Source organism: Spirosoma aerolatum, assembly GCF_002056795.1.
GTDB classification, from domain to species: domain Bacteria; phylum Bacteroidota; class Bacteroidia; order Cytophagales; family Spirosomataceae; genus Spirosoma; species Spirosoma aerolatum.
This window is the reverse complement of sequence record NZ_CP020104.1, coordinates 7752801-7771391: the sequence shown is the minus strand read 5'-3', so window position 1 is coordinate 7771391 and position 18591 is coordinate 7752801. Positions and strand designations below refer to the sequence as shown.

Annotated in this window: 13 protein-coding genes; 7 read left to right on the top strand and 6 right to left on the bottom strand. The window is 48.5% G+C overall.

Features of this window, described 5'->3' with window-relative positions; translation table 11 throughout:
* Window positions 1–151: 151 nt before the first annotated feature.
* Entirely contained in the window at window positions 152–2257 is a 2106-nt protein-coding gene (locus B5M13_RS32400) for a prolyl oligopeptidase family serine peptidase (RefSeq protein WP_080059591.1), read from the top strand.
* A gap of 69 nt (window positions 2258–2326) precedes the next feature.
* Here the strand turns inward: B5M13_RS32400 and B5M13_RS32395 are convergent, their stop codons facing one another.
* Window positions 2327–2851: a hypothetical protein gene (locus tag B5M13_RS32395; protein WP_080059590.1), complete on the bottom strand. Its 525-nt coding sequence runs from the start codon at window positions 2849–2851 to the stop codon at window positions 2327–2329.
* A gap of 274 nt (window positions 2852–3125) precedes the next feature.
* The gene (gene msrA / locus B5M13_RS32390; RefSeq protein ID WP_080059589.1) at window positions 3126–3698 is read right to left on the bottom strand and encodes a peptide-methionine (S)-S-oxide reductase MsrA; all 573 of its coding nucleotides are present in this window, start codon (window positions 3696–3698) and stop codon (window positions 3126–3128) included.
* Window positions 3699–3811: 113 nt separating this feature from the next.
* Between msrA and B5M13_RS32385 the strand changes: the two genes are divergently transcribed.
* The 3 genes from B5M13_RS32385 to B5M13_RS32375 all read left to right on the top strand — a co-directional run bounded on the left by B5M13_RS32385 (window position 3812) and on the right by B5M13_RS32375 (window position 8287).
* Window positions 3812–4693 (top strand): PPK2 family polyphosphate kinase, encoded by an 882-nt coding sequence (locus B5M13_RS32385; RefSeq protein WP_080059588.1) that lies wholly within the window; start codon window positions 3812–3814, stop codon window positions 4691–4693.
* A 209-nt stretch (window positions 4694–4902) separates the two neighbouring features.
* The gene (locus B5M13_RS32380; protein WP_080059587.1) at window positions 4903–7335 is read left to right on the top strand and encodes a TonB-dependent receptor; all 2433 of its coding nucleotides are present in this window, start codon (window positions 4903–4905) and stop codon (window positions 7333–7335) included.
* A gap of 49 nt (window positions 7336–7384) precedes the next feature.
* Window positions 7385–8287: a DUF4249 domain-containing protein gene (locus B5M13_RS32375; protein ID WP_080059586.1), complete on the top strand. Its 903-nt coding sequence runs from the start codon at window positions 7385–7387 to the stop codon at window positions 8285–8287.
* Between the two features lie 85 nt (window positions 8288–8372).
* Here B5M13_RS32375 and B5M13_RS32370 read toward each other — a convergent pair whose 3' ends face one another.
* Together B5M13_RS32370 and B5M13_RS32365 are read right to left on the bottom strand one after the other, a co-directional pair.
* Window positions 8373–11948, bottom strand: a complete 3576-nt coding sequence (locus B5M13_RS32370; protein ID WP_080059585.1) for an FG-GAP-like repeat-containing protein — start codon at window positions 11946–11948, stop codon at window positions 8373–8375.
* A gap of 144 nt (window positions 11949–12092) precedes the next feature.
* Window positions 12093–13688: a polysaccharide biosynthesis C-terminal domain-containing protein gene (locus tag B5M13_RS32365; protein ID WP_080059584.1), complete on the bottom strand. Its 1596-nt coding sequence runs from the start codon at window positions 13686–13688 to the stop codon at window positions 12093–12095.
* A 183-nt stretch (window positions 13689–13871) separates the two neighbouring features.
* Here B5M13_RS32365 and purH point away from each other — a divergent pair, with 183 nt between their 5' ends.
* The 3 genes from purH to gatC all read left to right on the top strand — a co-directional run bounded on the left by purH (window position 13872) and on the right by gatC (window position 16627).
* Window positions 13872–15422: a bifunctional phosphoribosylaminoimidazolecarboxamide formyltransferase/IMP cyclohydrolase gene (gene purH / locus B5M13_RS32360; RefSeq protein WP_080059583.1), complete on the top strand. Its 1551-nt coding sequence runs from the start codon at window positions 13872–13874 to the stop codon at window positions 15420–15422.
* A gap of 117 nt (window positions 15423–15539) precedes the next feature.
* Complete coding sequence (locus B5M13_RS32355) at window positions 15540–16280, top strand: lysophospholipid acyltransferase family protein (protein ID WP_080059582.1); 741 nt, start codon at window positions 15540–15542, stop codon at window positions 16278–16280.
* Between the two features lie 62 nt (window positions 16281–16342).
* The gene (gene gatC / locus B5M13_RS32350) at window positions 16343–16627 is read left to right on the top strand and encodes an Asp-tRNA(Asn)/Glu-tRNA(Gln) amidotransferase subunit GatC (protein ID WP_080059581.1); all 285 of its coding nucleotides are present in this window, start codon (window positions 16343–16345) and stop codon (window positions 16625–16627) included.
* A gap of 16 nt (window positions 16628–16643) precedes the next feature.
* Here the strand turns inward: gatC and B5M13_RS32345 are convergent, their stop codons facing one another.
* Entirely contained in the window at window positions 16644–18146 is a 1503-nt protein-coding gene (locus B5M13_RS32345) for a DUF1501 domain-containing protein (protein ID WP_080059580.1), read from the bottom strand.
* 62 nt (window positions 18147–18208) lie between these two features.
* Complete coding sequence (locus B5M13_RS32340) at window positions 18209–18541, bottom strand: endonuclease domain-containing protein (protein WP_080059579.1); 333 nt, start codon at window positions 18539–18541, stop codon at window positions 18209–18211.
* Window positions 18542–18591 lie beyond the last annotated feature (50 nt).

Here is an 18591-nt window from a genome sequence, read left to right as displayed (position 1 = left end):
GACGTAAATGATGAACCCGATGTGAATCATAGTAAATCACAAACAGCTAGTGTTTCTCCGATTTCAAGTCGAAATTCGTAGCCTGTAACGATTCTTACCATCAATCGTCAAGCAAACTATGCGTTATTTGGGGGTTATTCAAGTATGTCTTATGCTAAGTTCACTGGGTGCACAGGGGCAGGCAACGCAGCCGCTCACCTATCCGCACGCTCGTAAAACCGATCAGGTCGATACCTATCATGGTACGCAGGTAGCTGATCCGTATCGTTGGCTCGAAGATGACCGTTCTGCCGAAACGGCCGACTGGGTTAAAGCCGAAAACAAAGTAACGTTCGACTACCTGGCACAGATTCCATACCGTAAACAGTTACAAAATCGGCTGGAACAGATCTATAATTATCCAAAATATTCGGCACCTAGCCGGAAGGGCGACTGGTTCTATTTCTCGAAAAATGACGGCCTGCAAAATCAGGCGGTTCTTTACCGACAAAAAGGCCTTGACGGAAAACCCGAGCTAGTCCTTGATCCGAATAAGCTATCGGCCGATGGAACTACCCGACTTGGGGCTTTTTCACTATCGAAAGATGGAAAATATGCTGTCGTTGGGTTGTCGAAGGGCGGTTCCGACTGGCAGGAATACCAGATTATGGATCTGGCTACGAAGCAGTATCTGTCAGAAAAAATTGAATGGGTAAAAGTGTCAGGCGCAGCCTGGCAGGGCGACGGGTTTTATTACAGCCGGTATCCTAAACCCGAAGGTAGTGCATTGGCTGCCAAAAACGAAAATCACCAGGTATTCTTTCATAAACTCAACACCCCGCAGTCGGCCGATAAGCTGGTGTATGAAGACACCAAAAATCCCCAGCGGTTTCATACACTACGAACCACCGATGATGAGCGATTTGCGTTGCTATCGGTGAGCGACCGAGGCAAAGGGAAAGATGGCAATGCGCTGTTTTTCCTGGATGCGAAATCAGGAAATAAAACCTTCGCACCTGTTGTTGCCGACATTACCGACTTTAGTTATGACGTGGTGGATAATGACGGAGACCGACTGCTGATTTTGACGAACGAAAAAGCGCCGAATAGCAAAGTCATTGCTTTCGATACAAAAAAGAAAACCTTTGCCGACCTTATTCCTGAGAAGCCAGAACCAATTGCCGAAGGTAGTGTACAGGCGGCTGGTGGTAAATTGTTTGTAGAGTACAGTAAAGACGTTACCTCAAAAATTGATGTATACGATTATAGCGGCAAATGGGAGAGTGAAGTAAAATTACCTGCTTTGGGTTCGGCTGGGGGATTTGGTGGCGAGAAGGACGACAAGTTCGTATTCTACACATTTACGTCGTTTACATTTCCGCCAACCATTTACCGCTACGACATTGCTACGCGAAAAAGCACGGTTTTTCGCGCTCCCGAAGTTGATTTCAAACCCGATGCGTATGAGACGAAGCAAGTCTTTTATACTAGTAAAGATGGTACTAAAGTGCCCATGTTCCTGACTTACCGGAAAGGCCTGAAACTGGATGGCACAAACCCGACTTTGCTGTACGGGTATGGTGGTTTCAATATAAGTTTGCCCCCTTCATTCAGTCCATTTCGGATTCCTTTTCTCGAGCAGGGAGGTGTTTATGCTCAGGCGAACTTACGCGGGGGGAGTGAATACGGCGAAAAATGGCATGAACAGGGTATGAAGCTGAAGAAGCAGAATGTATTCGACGATTTTATTGCCGCAGCCGAATACCTGATTGCTCAGAAATATACAAGCCCCGCTAAACTGGCTATTCAGGGTGGGTCGAATGGTGGATTACTGGTAGGGGCTGTTATGAATCAGCGGCCCGAACTATTTCGGGTAGCCATCCCACAGGTAGGCGTGATGGACATGCTCCGGTTCCATAAATTTACCATCGGCTGGAACTGGATCGCTGATTATGGCAGCAGCGACAATCCCGAAGAGTTTAAGGCGTTGTATGCCTATTCGCCCATCCAGAACATCAAGCCCGGCCTGAATTATCCGGCCACACTGATCACAACGGCCGACCACGACGATCGGGTAGTACCTGCGCACTCATTTAAGTATGCGGCAACTCTTCAGGAGGTTTATAAAGGGAACAATCCTATCCTGATTCGGATTGATACCAACTCAGGTCACGGAGCAAGTAATACGAAGAAGAATATTGAGCAGACGGCCGATATTTATTCGTTTATCTTCTGGAATATGGGAATAGCCAACCTGAAAGAAGTGGCGGATAAGTAATATTTTCGAATCGAAAAGCCATAAAAAAAGGCAACCCATGCGGTTGCCTTTTTTTATGCAAAAACAGGCTTACAAGCCAAAGGTAATCCCCAGCATCAGTGGCGCAATACCCGTTCCTAATTCAGCAAACGCACCTACTTTTTCGCTAAAGAAGTAACGGCCTCCCAGGTGAATAGGCAGATAGATACCGCTACCAAATGATGTACCACTATAAATGCTATTACTGTACGTAACGCTTTCATAACCCAAACCAATACCTGCATACAGATCCGCTTTATCGGTAGTGAGGTTCAGAAGTTCATTGAAGTGGTATGATCCCCGAACGGCGAAATACAGATAATTAATTTTGTCATTATAACCAAGATAACCATAATTCCAGCTACGATAGGCTACCTGACCTCCAACGGTGATACTCGGTGCAACGCCAAAATCGGCAGAGCCACCGAAAGCGATACCGCCAGCGCTAGCATAGCCACCTACACCAATGCCAAGGTTGATTAATTTGGTTCCTTTGTCAATTTTATATTGAGCAAATGATTGGGTGCCGACTAACAGACCAAGAACCAATAAGATAGAAAAGTGGATTTTTTTCATTTGACGAAACTGATTTGTGTTAAAATTTGAGACAAAGTAAAAGCGAATCTGTGGGCCTCACAAACGCCTAAACAGACCTCTTATTATTCGGTCAATACTGACTTTGTGACAAACATAGCAAACGGGGATTTATAACCTATAGTCGGCTCTGAAATAAATTGTTTAAATATCTAGTCTTCAACAAGTTGCTTTTGGTTGAATTTAAGTTTAGTACGTTGGATAAATAAAAAGCTCCTCAATTTGAGGAGCTTATCTACTATAATTTTAATAGAACTTAATAAGAATGATTTAAATCAGGTTTTAGTTTTTCTTTAAAAACTTTCCTGAATTTATCTACTTTCGACGCTACGACAAAAGCGCAGTAACCCTGATTTGGATTGTTGGCAAAATAGCTTTGGTGGTATTCTTCAGCTTCGTAAAATGTACTGGCCGGCGAAATTTCTGTAACAATGGGGCTGTCATAAGCGCCCGATTTATCCAGTTCTGCTTTAGCTGTTTCAGCGAGTTGTTTCTGCTCGTCGTTGTGATAAAAGATGACCGATCGGTATTGCGTGCCAATATCATTTCCCTGTCGATTGAGAGAAGTTGGATCATGACTACGAAAGAACGCTTCAAGCAGTTCCTGATAGGTAATTTGCGTAGAGTCATACGTCACTTCTACACATTCGGCATGGCCGGTTGTACCCGTACAAACCTCCTTATAGGTCGGATTTTCTTTGTGGCCACCTTCATAACCCGATACGGCCGAAACAACGCCCCTTAGTGATTCGTAAACGGCTTCGGTACACCAGAAACAGCCCGTGCCAAAGGTCGCTTTTGCCAAAGCGCCTGATTGATTTGTTGCCATATAATTTGTTTCGACAAACCTGTTGAGTTCCTGAAACCTTATAGGTTTTATTCGGTTAATTTGCCTAACTGGTTAACAGAACTTCCCAACGTAAAGTTTACCCTTCAATTACCGTGACTGATTTCAACACTGAACGCTTCCGTTATGACGGAGAGAAACCGCTGAAAATTAAAAAAGCGCCTACCAAAGTTGATGACCTTTACGAAGATGATGCGCATTATGAAGCCATTCTTCGGCAGCAGGCTTCCGAAATCGATAAGTGGCAGGAGCGTATGTTTGCGCACAACCGATATGGTCTTCTGACTGTATTTCAAGCCCTTGATGCCGCTGGGAAAGATGGTACAATTCAACATGTATTTACCGGAACTAATCCCGCCGGGGTACGGGTGTATTCTTTCAAACGCCCAACCGATCAGGAACTGGACCATGATTTTTTGTGGCGAAGCTGGCGCGAATTGCCCGAACGGGGCATGATCGGCATATTTAACCGATCGTACTATGAAGAGGTGCTGGTCGTAAAAGTTCATCCCGAAATCCTTACCCAAAGTCAGCGCCTGCCCGAAAAAATAACGGAAGACCTGGATAAGCTTTTTAAACATCGCTACGAAGCCATACGCGATATGGAAACGTTTCTGCACCGCAATGGCTTCCCAACCATCAAGTTTTACCTGCACGTATCTAAAAAGGAGCAGGCTGATCGACTGATTGCCCGAATTGAGGATATCGAAAAAAACTGGAAGTTTGAAGAGGGCGATGTGAAAGAGCGGGATTTCTGGGACGATTATCAGGATGCCTATGAAACCTGTATTAATGAAACGGCTACAGATAAAGCGCCCTGGTACGTGATTCCGGCCGACGATAAGAAAAACATGCGGTTGCTGGTTGGGCGAATTATCATCGACGAGTTGAAAAAACTGCCGATCGAAAATCCTGAACCCGATGAAAAGCGATTTAAAGAATTACAGAAACTCATTGCGGTTATTAAAGCTCAGTAACTGTGAAGGCCAATCTGGAAATTGGCCCTTAAATCTGCCCCTACTTTTCGTTCAGTATTGGTTTTGTCCTGTAGGTAAGGCCGTTCAGCCTTGTTTTTAGCAGCTTTATCTAATTTTAGCTAAGCTCTGGGTTAGTAGCCATAACTTTGCGTAAGCATTTGAACAACCTGACGTATCCAGCCCATCGGATACTCATTATCAATAACGCAATGAAACACGGCTTACCTGTTTGGCTATGCTGCCTTTTTATGGGCCTGCTGTCGCTACAGCCTGATGAAGCGCAGGCCCAACCAACAACCAATACACTTGCAACTACTCCGGAAAAACCAGCCCGAACAGCCGGGCTGACCATCAGTGGCTATGTAAAAGATGGCGCTAATGGCGAAGGGCTAATTGGTGTATCGGTTTATGTAAAAGAAACCGGAACAGGTGCGGTTACCAATAGTTATGGATTTTACGCTATTACCTTGCCTCCTGGCGGTTATAGTCTGGTTATCAGTTATATCGGATATGCTAAGCAAACGCGAACGGTAGAGCTTACAGATAAAAACGTGCGGCTCGACCTCGAACTAAAACAGGAAGGGAAAGACCTCCAGGAAGTGGTTGTTTCGGCCAATCGGGAAGACGATAACGTGAAGAACATCGAGATGAGCGTCAATCGGATTGATGTGAAAACGTTGCAGCGGATTCCAGCGTTGCTTGGGGAGGTCGATGTGATTCGGAGTATTCAATTGTTGCCGGGTGTAACAACGGTGGGTGAGGGAGCAACAGGCTTCAACGTTCGGGGAGGCAGCATCGACCAGAATCTGGTATTACTCGACGAAGCGCCCGTTTATAACTCATCTCACCTGTTTGGCTTCTTTTCAGTGTTCAACCCTGATGCGGTTAAGGACGTAAAACTCATTAAGGGCGGTATACCCTCCAACTATGGTGGTCGGATCGCGTCGATTCTGGACGTTCGGCTAAAAGAAGGAAATGCGAAAAAGCCCGAGTTGAATGGTGGGATTGGATTAATATTCAGCCGCCTATCGTATGAACGGCCTTTGTTTAAAGGGAAGGGATCATTTATTGTAGCGGCTCGTCGTTCGTATGCCGATATTCTGGCGCAACCATTTCTGAATAGCGACCTGAAAGGAGCGAAGTTCTATTTCTATGACCTGACCGCCAAAGGTAATTATCGGATCAACGACAAAAATACCGTTTTCCTGTCGGGCTATTTAGGGCGAGATGTATTTGGGTCGGATTTTGGATTTAACTGGGGAAATGCCACCGTATCGGCTCGCTGGAACCACATTTTTAGTGAGCGATTGTTTCTGAATACAACCGCTTATTACAGCAACTACGACTACTCACTGAACACCGACTTAAAACAAAAAACGCCGAACGATTTCTTCCGTACCGATTCCCGCATTGTGGATTATAGCCTTAAGCCCGATTTTTCGCTGGCGCTCGGCAAAAACCTGATTACGTTTGGCGGCCAGGTGATTGTTCATGACTTTCAGCCGGGCACGGCTACGGCTGCTAGTGCCGGAGTCGTACGTTCGTTCGGAATAGAAAATAAACACGCGCTCGAAACGGCATTGTATGTCGGGAATGAACAACAGCTAACCCCACAGCTTCAATTACAATATGGCCTGCGTTATTCGCTGTTTAATTACACCGGTCCGGGCGAAGCGTACACTTTCCAAACCGATGTGCCCGTAGGAACCCGACGGCAGGTTCTGACAACGGTAGCCTATAAAGGTGGAAGTACTATCCAAACCTATGGGAATTGGGAGCCACGGCTGGCAGCTAAGTATGAACTGTCGGGCAATAGCTCGTTAAAAGTCAGTTATAACCGACTGGCGCAGTACATCCACCTGGTTTCGAACACAACAGCCTCGACACCACTCGATATCTGGACACCATCGACTAACAACATTAAACCGCAGATTGCCGACCAGATTGCCGCCGGGTATTTCAAGAATTTTGGCCATACTGGTCGTGAGTTCGAAGCGTCGGTGGAGGTGTATTATAAATGGCTACAGAATCAGATTGACTACATCGACGGGGCTAGCCTGATTCTGAACAAGTATCTGGAGGGTGATTTACTCAGTGGAAAAGGCCGGGCCTACGGAGCCGAATTTTTTGTCAAACGGAATACAGGAGTTGTTAATGGCTGGATTAGCTATACACTGGCCAAAACCGAGCGGCAGGTAGCGGGTATCAACAACGGTGATTGGTATCCTACCCGTTTCGATAAACGGCATACGCTGACCTCGGTGTTGCTCTTCGACCCACCACAAGCCAAGCGCTGGAATTTCTCGGCAACGTTTACACTCGCCAGTGGCACGCCCGGTACATTCCCAACAAACCGTTTTGAGTACGAAGGGTTTGTGGCTCCAATCATTGATGGGCGTAACAACTACCGCATTCCGGCCTACCACCGGCTTGACCTGGCAGCGACACTTCAAGGACGTAAACGGCCTGGTAAGCGAAAGGAAGACAACTGGGTATTCTCGGTCTATAACGTCTATGCCCGGAAAAACCCGTTCTCGGTATACTTCCAGCCCAATGCCGACAACCCACGGGTGACCGAAGCCATTAAGTATTCGGTTTTTGCGACCATCATCCCATCGGTGACTTACAATTTCAAATTCTAGAACAACAAATCTGTAGCCAAACGCCCACCTTGCAAAGGCCATTACTACAATGACACGACTTTCAATACTATTCGCTTTACTAGGTACTGCTTTGTTGCTCGATAGCTGCACGACGGTCATTGATGCCAAGCTGGATACGGGTCCAACCCAGCTTTCGGTCGATGCTTTATTGACCGATCAGCCTGGTGTGCAAACGATTCGACTAACCCAAACAGCCGCTTATTTTGACAACGGTACACCGCCAGCCGCAACCAGTGCCACCGTTAGTGTTATTGACGATGCTGGAAAAACCTACAAGTTTTTAGACCCTGACAACGATGGCTATTACGTATGGCAACCAACGGGAAATGATACACTAGGACATATAGGCCGGACCTATCAGCTTACCATTGGTTTTCAGGGAGAGACGTATCGGGCTGTTTCAAAAATGAACCGGGTGCCACCCATTGATTCACTCATTTTTGTAAAGCGTAAACTGAACCCCCTGTCAAAAAATGAAGGGTACCGGGCCGAGTTTTACGCTATGGATATTCCCAACCAGGCCGACTATTACCGGATCCGTTTTTTCCGAAATGGTGAACTGCAGAATAAGCCAAACAACATTGTCACCTCGCAGGATGGGGGATTCCGTAGTGGTACTTCCGTTACGGATGGACTGATGTTTATTGTACCTATCCGGCGGTCAATTAATGTCGATAGTTTGTACGCTATGAATGATGTAGTGAAAGTTGAGTTGCAATCACTTACGTCGGAAGCTTTCGACTTCTGGCAGCAGTTCCGAACGCAGATTACCAATGGAGGGTTGTTTGCTACGCCACCTGCCAACATTCCAACCAATATCATCAATACGAATGCGTCGGGCCGAACGGCTGTCGGCTTTTTCATTACATCGGCGGTTCGCAGCCGGACCGCTACGGTAAACCAGGCCAATATCCGGGTTCGGGAAGATTGATCTGTTGTTACCCTTCTGTGCCAACGCGTCGGCCCGGCCCTCTCGCAAGAAGACAAGGCCGGGCCGACGCGTTAACTTATCTTTTCTACTTTTTCACGATCTGCTCACCCGGTAATAACCAGACCCCCCGTGCCGATTGCCCGTAAAAGGTATTGCCAAAAGGGATCTCCTGTCGACGGGTTTTGCCATTTTTCAGGCGAAGGGATACCACGGTCGTTTTAGCGTCGACGGGCGTAAACGTTTGTGCCTGTTGAACGGCGAACATACGTAATGGCCCTCGATTTTCAGTAGTAGCTATTCGGCAATGCCCCTGCGCATCGGGAATACTTACCATAGCCCTGGCATTGCCTGGGATGTAGAAACCACTTTGGGCGATGGTTACTGGCTGAAAACCGCCTTTGCCGTCGCCTTTCAGGACCAACCCATTGAAGGCGTCCATCCGACCAGCCACGAGGTCGCTGCCGTGTTCATTCCCAATCAGGACGGCATCCAGGTTCCCATCACCATCTATATCCTGGGCCAACATCCCAAAAACAGGGGCCGCCTGAGCCATAATCGGTAAAGGTTTAACCTCAAACTTTCCGTTACCCTTGTTCTCAATATAACTGGTCGATAGATAGGTGGCCGTAAGTTTTAGCGCCTGGTTGCGTTCGTCGTCGGTCAGAATCTGATTAATGGTTGCTTCACCAAAGGGAGCGTATTTGAGGTAGCGTTTTTTGATTCCGATCATCTGCTTCACCATATCGTCCCAGCCAAAATACGGGTACTCTTCATACTGGCCTTTGGCGTTTTTGAAGTACACCGTTGGGAATGCATCGTAAAAACCATTGTTATCAAAGTCGCCCGCATAGATCCGAACAGGTCGCTCGGGAGTAGCGCGAAGCAGGTTGTTCTGCCCCAGATTTCCGGCCAGATAATCAATATCGCCATCATTATCGAAATCGCCGGGCGTTAAAGAGTTCCAGAAGCCTGACTTCTCGCTTAACCCGCTGTTTTCGACGGGGGTAAGGCGGCCTTTGTCATTATGGAGCATTGTTAAAGGTGCCCACTCACCGGCCAACAGCAAATCAACATAACCGTCATTGTCGTAATCGGTCCAGAGCGCATCGCAGGTCAGGCTTTGCTTCGTAAGGGCCGGGGCCATCTGAGCGGTTGCATCCGTAAAATGCGGTTTATCCTTGCTGCCTCCTTCGTTCCGTAGCAGATAACTACGAACTCCCATTGGGTATTTGTACGGTTCGACGCGGCCACCGACAAACAGATCGAGGTCACCGTCCCGGTCAACATCAGCGGCTTTAACGCATGAGCTATTCAGCCGGAAGTTTGGTAAAGCCGTGGTAGATGCCGTAAAATTGCCTTTGCCGTCGTTTACATACAGCCGGTGGAGCAGGGCTTCGTCCAACTGATTTTGGCCAACTTCAGGGCTTCCACTGGCTGCGTATAAATCGAGGTCGCCATCGGCATCGGCATCGAACAAAAGGATGCCAGTATCCTCCGCTAGTTTGGTCGGAAACGATTTCCGGGTGAAATGCCCATTGGCTTGCTGTAGTAGCAAGTCGGTCGAGAATTTCGCGCTACCGCCCACCACCATATCCATAAGCCCATCGCCATTTACATCGCCAACAGCCAGAGCAGGCCCATATTCGGTGAGCTTATGCAACAACGTTTTCTGGAGATTGAAATCAATAATGTCGGTTTCCTCATGTCGATAGGTGATGCCGAGTGCAGATGTTACGTCGTTCATCAAGGGGCTTGCCACAGGCTTTGGCTCTGTAACTGAGGTACCGGGCTGGGCATTGGCTGCTTTCAGAACCAATAGCTGATCGGCATTTACCGTTGGTATAATCTGCACCCGGCCACCGGGCCAGGTCACTTTCAGATTTTTAATCGTTTTCTCCTTGCCTAACCCGAAGTGAGCAATTGGATCAACGCTCGACAGGAAGCCTCGGTATAAGGTATGTTCGTAAAATTCTTTGCGACCATCGGGCAGTTCGTATTCAACCAGAGCACCTAAACCCAGCCTATTGGACCCATCGCCCTCAAACTGAATGCGGAGGTAATGGGCGTTTTCGGGTTTACGGTCGTTGAGATTGTTCCGGTAAACAAACGCTTCGTCGTTGATATTGTTGATTACATAATCGAGATCGCCATCGCCATCGAAATCGGCATAAGCAGCGCCGTTCGAGAAACTGGGTTCGGCCATACCCCAGAGTTCGGTTACATTTTCGAAAGCTGGCGTTCCCGAACTCCCCCGATTGCGAAACGCATAATTGCTAACTTTCACCTGCGGTATTTTATCGGTCAGTTCTTTTCGCAGGGCATCGCTCAGGTACGTATTGACAGAGCTATAATAAGATGTAAAATCACGGTCGGTCACGTCGCGGGGAAAGCCATTCGTGACCAGTAAATCCCGGTAGCCGTCGTGGTCCAGATCGACCAGCAGGGGCGACCAGCTCCATTCGGTTTCGGCCACACCCGCCAGCATACTGATCTCACTGAAAACCGGCATGTTGGCATGGGTTTTCGAGGTGTCGGTGGGCCGAACGCCCTGATTGAGCTGGAGCGTATTTCGGGCGTACTGATGCTCATAGCCTAGGCGGTCCCACTCTTGATAAGCAAAATAACTGCTTGGCCCCATCAGGCTCTTTTTGCGAAGGTTATCTTCGGGGAGCATGTCCATACATACAATGTCGGCCAGCCCATCGCCATTGATGTCGGCCACATCGTTACCCATCGCCGACGAGCTGGTATGCTTAAACGAGTCGTGAGCACGGTTGGTAAACGTACCATCATGGTTATTGATGTAGAGTACGTCGTTGCTCGCAAAGTCGTTGGTGACGAATATGTCCTTCCAGCCATCGCGATTGATGTCGCAGATATTTACGCCCAGGCCAAACCCTTCTGCAATAACGCCCGCCTGTTTAGTAACATCGGTAAAGTAGGCATGGCCGCGTGTGGAGTCGAAATCGTTGCGGTAGAGCCGGTCCGTATTGGGCGATGTCCCATCGTCGATACGTCTTTTCAGGTAGCCGGGGTTTTTGGGATCGGCAATCTGGTCGACCAGCACAAAAAGGTCTAAATCGCCGTCGTTATCGTAATCGAAAAAGGCAGAATGTGTGGTGTAGGTGGTGTCGGCAATGCCGTAATCCGTGGCCATTTCCCGGAATTTGGGTTGCCCTTCGGTGTTATTCCCCTGATTAACGTATAGCAGGTTAGCCCGCTGATTGCCTTTTTTGTGGAGCGTATTGGATATATATACGTCGAGTTTGCCATCGGCATTGATATCGACCACCGATACGCCCGAACACCAGCGCCCGCCCCCGCCAACACCCGCCGACTCGGTTGCATCTTTGAAATGGAAACTGCCGCTGCCCGTTTCGGTGTCGTTGATATACAGTCGGTTGGGTACCTGGTTTCCGGCAAAGAAAACATCCGGTTTTTGGTCGCCATTGAAATCGCCTACGCCTACGCCCCCACCGTTGTAGATATATTGGTAGTTCAGGATGTTGAGCGTATCACTATCGGTAATGTTGTTGGCAAACGTGATGCCGGTATCGGACGAGTCGAGCCGTTCGAACAAGGGTTTTTCACGGCAGGAACTAAGGGCGAACAGACACAGTACGGGCAGAAACCAGGCCCCACGTGAGATGCTAAATTTCATGGATAAGTACACGCCGTTTTGGGTGGCAGAGGAATAAAATTATCTTCAAATTTACCTATAAAAGCACCGATTAGTACACAGTAGGGTTTTTTACTGAAAATTTAACGTCTGAGCAAATACCTAAAAACCAGTCCGACGAAATTTTTAAGGTTGTCCTTCTCCCGGAAATATTTGCTCAGACTCGCTGGGTATCTGGGCCGTTTGGGGCTTTGATTTTCGAATCCGGGCCAGTATAGGTCGAAACGTATCGCGCTCAATCACAGCAATCACGCCCAGAAAGACCCCGAACAAGCCAAGGTGGACAGGCACCGATACCCATAAATTGGCAATAGGGAACTGCCAGGATAGATAGATTAATGCGCCCGCTCCCACTATATAACCCAGCGCGGAACCGATGTGATAAGGCACCGGATAGTATTTTTCACCCAGCACATAGCAGATCGCCATCATGACGAAACTGGATACCAGAAAGGCTACCGCGCAACCCATATACCCAATCACCGGAATCAGGACCAGGTTCAACACAATGGTGATGACTGAGCCGATCACCGTGATAAACGTGCCGTACTGCGTTTTGTCTTTCAGCTTGAACCAGAACGAAATGTTGTAATAAACGCCCAGCAACAGGTTGCCCAGCAGTAGCAGAGGGACGACATTTAGGCCTACGCGATACGCTTTGGACCGCAGAAAAATTTCACCGATTATATCCAGATTCAGACTCACGCCCACCCAGATCAACACACAAACGATAATGAACCACTTGGTTACGTCGGCTAACAGTTTGGGCGCGTTTTTATCTTCACCTTTAGAGAAAAAGAAGGGTTCGGCTGCAAACTTAAACGACTGGATTGCCAGCGCCATGAAAACCGAAAGCTTCAGACAATTGCCATAAATACCCAACACCGTTTCGGACGATAAGCCTGGATAAAAACCTTCGGGCAGCGAATGGCGCAAGAACAATCGGTCGGTCAGTTGATTGAGCACGGCAGCCAGATTGGTGAGCATAATGGGAAACGCGTAGGCAATTAGTGCCTGGCTCTGTTGACCGCTGAGCTGAAACCGGAAGCCTGCAAACGCTTTCCGAATGATGATAAAGTACAGGGCGTTTGCAATCAGATTGTTCAGGAAAATATAGCCGGGGCCAATTTCTGGTTTATAGATCAGTGCAGCAATAGATTGCAACGACATGAGGTATTTGCCTTCAGAAATATCCTTGGCCAGAACCAGGAAGAACACATTCAGCGCCACCACAATAACAATATTCATGATTTTGGCACCTACAAACTCACGCGCCCGATTTTCGGCCCGAAGCCGGGCAAACGGAATGGCTACAATGGAATCAATGGCAACCAGTAGCGCCGACCAGCGAACAAATTGCTCCTGACCGGGATAGTTGAGCCAGTTGGTGATTTGCGGAGCCAGACTGTATAGCAGAATGGTTGACAGCACACTGATGCAGATAACAATGCTGAGCGATTGACTGAAAATCCGGGCTTTCTCGTCGGCGGGTGCATTTTTTGAGCGGGCAATGAACCGGAAAAATGCGGTTTCTAACCCCAGCGTATACACAACAAGCAGAACGCCTATCCAACTGTAGAACTCTACGTTGGACGCCATAGCGGCTGGTTTGGTAAAGGCATAGGTTTGAATCGGAACAAGGGCGTAATTGAGTAATCGCCCCAGAATGGTGCTGACCCCATACAGGGCGGTATCGCTCGCTAATTTTTTTACGGTGCTCATCTATCAGAAAGAACGTTGGATTAGGTCGGCTTAGTTGCTAACCTACTCCAGAGTTCACCTTGCTGACTGCAAAGTTAAGACCTTTGGTTATCTTTGTGGCTCAGGCCGAAACAGGCTCCCGGCTGTTTCGGATTACTTGCCATTTAGCTACTGAAACAGCCGGAGCCTGTTTCGGCCATATTCATGTCTCTGAAAATCTCCTCTGCTCTAATCTCCGTGTATTATAAAGACGGTTTAGAGCCTTTAGTTCGGTTATTGCACCAGCAAAACGTCAAACTCTATTCGACGGGTGGTACACAGGCATTCATTGAACAACTGGGAATTCCGGTCACGGCCGTTGAAGACCTGACGGGCTATCCGTCTATTTTCGGTGGTCGGGTAAAAACGCTGCACCCCGCCGTGATGGGCGGTATTCTGTACCGGCGTAACATGCCCGAAGATCTGGCTCAGGCCGAGCGGCACCGGATTCCGCCAATTGATTTGGTCATTGTAGACCTGTATCCGTTTGAAGAAACAGTCGCATCGGGCGCATCGGACGAGGACATCATCGAGAAAATAGATATTGGGGGGATTTCGCTGATTCGGGCAGCTGCCAAAAATTATAACGATGTACTGATCGTATCATCGCGGAGCCAGTATGCCGGTGTGGTCGACCTACTGACCGAAAAATCAGGTACGACCGAATTGGCCGACCGGCGTCGGTATGCGGGTGAGGCTTTTGCTGTTACGTCGCATTATGACACCGCCATTCAGGCTTATTTTGCGGGCGAACAGCCGCAGGGAACCGGCTACGAAGGGATTATTTATGACTTCAAATCGTTACCGGCCAATCACCTTCGTTATGGGGAGAACCCGCATCAGCAGGCTAGTTTTTACGGCGATCTGGATGCGATGTTCGATAAACTGCATGGCAAGGAATTATCGTATAACAACCTGGTTGATGTAGATGCCTGTGTTGGGCTGATTGATGAATTTCCGGCTACGAACGATTTAGCTGCATTTGCCATCATCAAGCATACCAATGCCTGTGGAATTGCTACGGCACCGACGGCTAAAGAAGCCTATCTGAACGCGCTGGCTTGTGACCCGGTATCGGCCTTTGGGGGCGTCGTGATTACAAACGTGCCCGTCGATCTGGGAACGGCTGAAGAGTTGAATAAGCTCTTTATGGAAATTCTGATTGCACCCGATTACGCGCCCGAAGCATTACAACTGCTAAAGTCGAAAAAGAACCGGATTCTGCTAAAACGCAACCCAGTTGATTTGCCGCCAGTCATGTTCAAAACGATTCTGAACGGGGTGCTGGAACAGGATAAAGACAATGTGGCCGAAACCGCTAGCCAGTTTAAGACCGTTACGGACAAAGCGCCTACCGATAGTGAAGTTCGTGCCCTGGAATTTGCGCTTAAAGTGTGTAAACATACCAAATCGAACACCATTGTTCTGGCAAAGGAAGGGCAACTATTGGCAAGTGGCGTTGGGCAGACCTCGCGGGTAGATGCGCTTCGGCAGGCTATCGAAAAAGCGCACTCGTTCGGCTTCGATCTGAAAGGGTCTGTAATGGCTTCAGATGCCTTTTTCCCATTCCCCGACTGCGTAGAAATTGCCGACAAAGCTGGTATTACCGCCGTTGTTCAACCCGGAGGCTCCATTCGCGATCAGGATTCAATCGATTATTGTAATCAGCACGGTCTGGCGATGGTCACGACGGGCGTGCGCCATTTTAAACACTAAATCAGAACCAGGATTTATTTGATTTAGCTGACTGACTTTGATTTGCTATTGCCAGCTTTCAAAGAAAGTCTAATCATAGTTGGTCAGTTAAATCACACAAATCCCGGTTCAGAAACTATGCGACTACTTTACACAATCTGGTGCGCTAGTTGGTTCGTGGCGTTGTACCTCGTACTGTTTCCGTTTCAGTTTGTGTTTCTGCAACGGGAAAACTGGAAACCGCTTGCCCATAAAGTTAATTACGTTTGGGGTATGCTGTTTTTCATTGGTGTGGGTATGCCCGTGCGTGTTGAGCGTCGGTTCCGGCCCGACCCTAAACAGGTTTACGTGTTTTGTGCGAACCATTTTTCGTACCTCGACATTGCGGCTATGGGCGTTATCGTCAAAAACTACTATGCCTTTGTGGGCAAAAGCGAAGTAAAACACATTCCGTTGCTGGGATATATGTTTGCTAAGTTGCATGTACAGGTAGATCGGAGTCAGCCGAATAGCCGGGCGTATTCGCTGGCTAAATCCATACGAACGCTGGCATCAGGACGAAGCATTATGATTTTTCCGGAAGGCGGTATTCGGGCCACTGAGCCACCGCAAATGGTGCCCTTTCGCGACGGAGCATTTACGATGGCGATCCAACAACAGGTGCCTATCGTACCAGTGACCTTGTTGAATAATGATCTGATTTTGCCCGACAGAAGCCCAATCCGCTTTCATTGGCATCCATTACGGGCCGTTATTCATCCGCCTATCGATACAAAAGGCATGACCCAGGAGGACCTGGAGCAGCTTAAAGAAGAGACCTATAAAATTATTGATAACGAATTGATGAAAGCACGAAAGAGCGAAAGCGTGAAAGAGTGAACGCCAGTTGGCTAAGACATTCCTTTCGCTCTTTCACGCTTTCACGCTTTCACGCTTTCACCATGAAAGTAGATCAGGAAACACTCTATAAAATAGCTCACCTGGCCCGCCTGGAAGTTCGGCCCGAAGAAGAAACCGACTTACTCAACAGCCTGAACGGGGTACTGACCTGGATGGAGCAACTAAATGAGGTCGACACAACAGGCGTTGAGCCCCTAACGCATATTTCAGACGAGACCAACGTGCTGCGTGACGATGTTGTGGGTAACCACCTCCCTCGCGAACAAGCCCTGGCCAACGCTCCCCAGCACGACGAACAATTCTTCGAAGTGCCGAAGGTGCTGTAGCCGGAACCAGCCTGGTTCAGGCTAATATTGGTTTGATTACTTTACCGGCTACATCGGTCAGGCGGAAGGGGCGACCCTGAAACTGATAGGTTAGTTTGGTATGATCGAATCCGAGCAGGTGAAGGATAGTCGCCTGTAGGTCGTGGATATGCGTTTTGTCTTTCACGCCATAATACCCAATGTCGTCGGTTTCGCCGTACGAGAAGCCCTGTTTTACACCACCCCCCGCCATCCAGACCGTAAACGCTTCGAGGTGATGATCGCGGCCCATGAACGGTAGTGTCTGTCCGTCACGGTTTTCCTGCATAGGTGTTCGGCCAAATTCTCCGCCCCAGACCACAAGCGTATCGTCTAATAAACCCCGTTGTTTGAGGTCTTTCAGCAGGGCGGCTACTGCCTGATCGGATTCCTTACATTTGTTCCGAAGACCTATTTCAATGGCTCCATCGGCACTAGTACCGTGTGTATCCCAGCCCCAGTCGAATAATTGAATAAACCGTACCCCTCGTTCGGCCAGACGGCGGGCTAACAGGCAATTGCGGGCAAACGACCCTTTGGCAGGATCGACACCGTAGCTATCCAGGATGTACTGCGGTTCGCTTTTGATGTCCATCGCATCGGGGACTGACATCTGCATCCGAAACGCGAGTTCGTACTGGGCAATACGGGTCAGGATTTCCGGATCTTTCACATCCTCATATTGTTGCTGATTGATCTGGCTAATGGCGTCGATCGTTTGTTTGCGAATGTTGCGATCCATACCATTTGGGTTCGAGGCATATAAAACAGGATCGCCATCGGTTCGGCATTGAACCCCTTGATAGACCGTTGGCAAGAATCCACTGCCCCAAACCGATTTGCCCGCATCGGGCTGCTTCCCACCGGACGCTAGGACAATGTAACCGGGCAGGTTATCATTCTCACTACCTAATCCGTAGGTCACCCACGAACCCAGGCTAGGGCGCCCCAATCGGGCGCTACCTGTATGCATGAGCAGTTGGGCAGGCGCATGGTTGAACTGGTCGGTGTACATCGCTTTCAGAAACGAAATCTCGTCAGCAACGCCCTGTAAATGGGGTAAATAATCCGATAACCACGCTCCCGACTGACCATATTGCGCAAATTTTCCCTGAGGCCCCAGCATTTTCGGAGTTCCCCGGATAAAAGCGAACTTTTTTCCTTCGAGCAGAGCTTGTGGGCAGTCTTTGCCGTTGTACTTGGCTAGTTCAGGCTTGTAGTCGAATAGCTCCAGTTGGCTTGGTGAACCGGCCATATGGATATAAATGACCCGTTGCGCTTTGGGCAGATACTGGGATGGGTGCGGGGCTGTTGGCTCCGAACTCAACGAGGGGGCACCAACGGCATTGTTTTTCGATGACTCGTTTCCGAAAAAGCCGCAACTGCCCAATATAGAACTCAGGGCCATGGCCCCCAGGCCTGTGGAGCAGGTATGCAAAAAGTGCCGCCGGGTTTCGCGTTCGGCTGCCGTCTGCTGGAGTTCGTTTAGTAATTTATTCATTGTAGTTGACCCCACCCCTAGCCCCTCCCCTGATTTCTGGGGAGGGGAATTGAGAAGGAGCTTTAGTTGTTAAAATGAGCTTTGATTTTAGTAAGGACAGATTCTAAATCTGTCTCAACTTCTTCGTTGCTAACCCGAAGGATTAAGATTCCTAATTGAGCTAATGTATGGTCGCGTTCCTGATCATGTATGATAGTCTCAGGATTTTGATGAATACTCCCATCGACTTCAATGGCTAATCGCTCGGCCGGACAATAGAAATCGAGTATGTACACACCTATGCTATGTTGACGACGAAATTTCCGCCCTTCCAATTGACTACTACGCAGTTTCTCCCAGAGTAATGTTTCGGATGATGTCGGATTTTTACGCAGTTCCCGACGCAGTTCCTCCATTACTTTCCAATTATGAATTAATTGACTCATCGTAAATAGCGGTGGTATTT

Excerpts from the sequence above, each read along its gene's own strand:
- B5M13_RS32375 (WP_080059586.1), top strand. The coding sequence starts at position 7,385 with ATGACACGACTTTCAATACTATTCGCTTTACTAGGTACTGCTTTGTTG.
- B5M13_RS32370 (WP_080059585.1), bottom strand. The coding sequence starts at position 11,948 with ATGAAATTTAGCATCTCACGTGGGGCCTGGTTTCTGCCCGTACTGTGT.
- B5M13_RS32340 (WP_080059579.1), bottom strand. The coding sequence starts at position 18,541 with ATGGAGGAACTGCGTCGGGAACTGCGTAAAAATCCGACATCATCCGAA.
- B5M13_RS32345 (WP_080059580.1), bottom strand. The coding sequence starts at position 18,146 with ATGAATAAATTACTAAACGAACTCCAGCAGACGGCAGCCGAACGCGAA.
- purH (WP_080059583.1), top strand. The coding sequence starts at position 13,872 with ATGTCTCTGAAAATCTCCTCTGCTCTAATCTCCGTGTATTATAAAGAC.
- B5M13_RS32395 (WP_080059590.1), bottom strand. The coding sequence starts at position 2,851 with ATGAAAAAAATCCACTTTTCTATCTTATTGGTTCTTGGTCTGTTAGTC.
- msrA (WP_080059589.1), bottom strand. The coding sequence starts at position 3,698 with ATGGCAACAAATCAATCAGGCGCTTTGGCAAAAGCGACCTTTGGCACG.
- B5M13_RS32380 (WP_080059587.1), top strand. The coding sequence starts at position 4,903 with ATGAAACACGGCTTACCTGTTTGGCTATGCTGCCTTTTTATGGGCCTG.
- gatC (WP_080059581.1), top strand. The coding sequence starts at position 16,343 with ATGAAAGTAGATCAGGAAACACTCTATAAAATAGCTCACCTGGCCCGC.
- B5M13_RS32400 (WP_080059591.1), top strand. The coding sequence starts at position 152 with ATGCTAAGTTCACTGGGTGCACAGGGGCAGGCAACGCAGCCGCTCACC.
- B5M13_RS32355 (WP_080059582.1), top strand. The coding sequence starts at position 15,540 with ATGCGACTACTTTACACAATCTGGTGCGCTAGTTGGTTCGTGGCGTTG.
- B5M13_RS32365 (WP_080059584.1), bottom strand. The coding sequence starts at position 13,688 with ATGAGCACCGTAAAAAAATTAGCGAGCGATACCGCCCTGTATGGGGTC.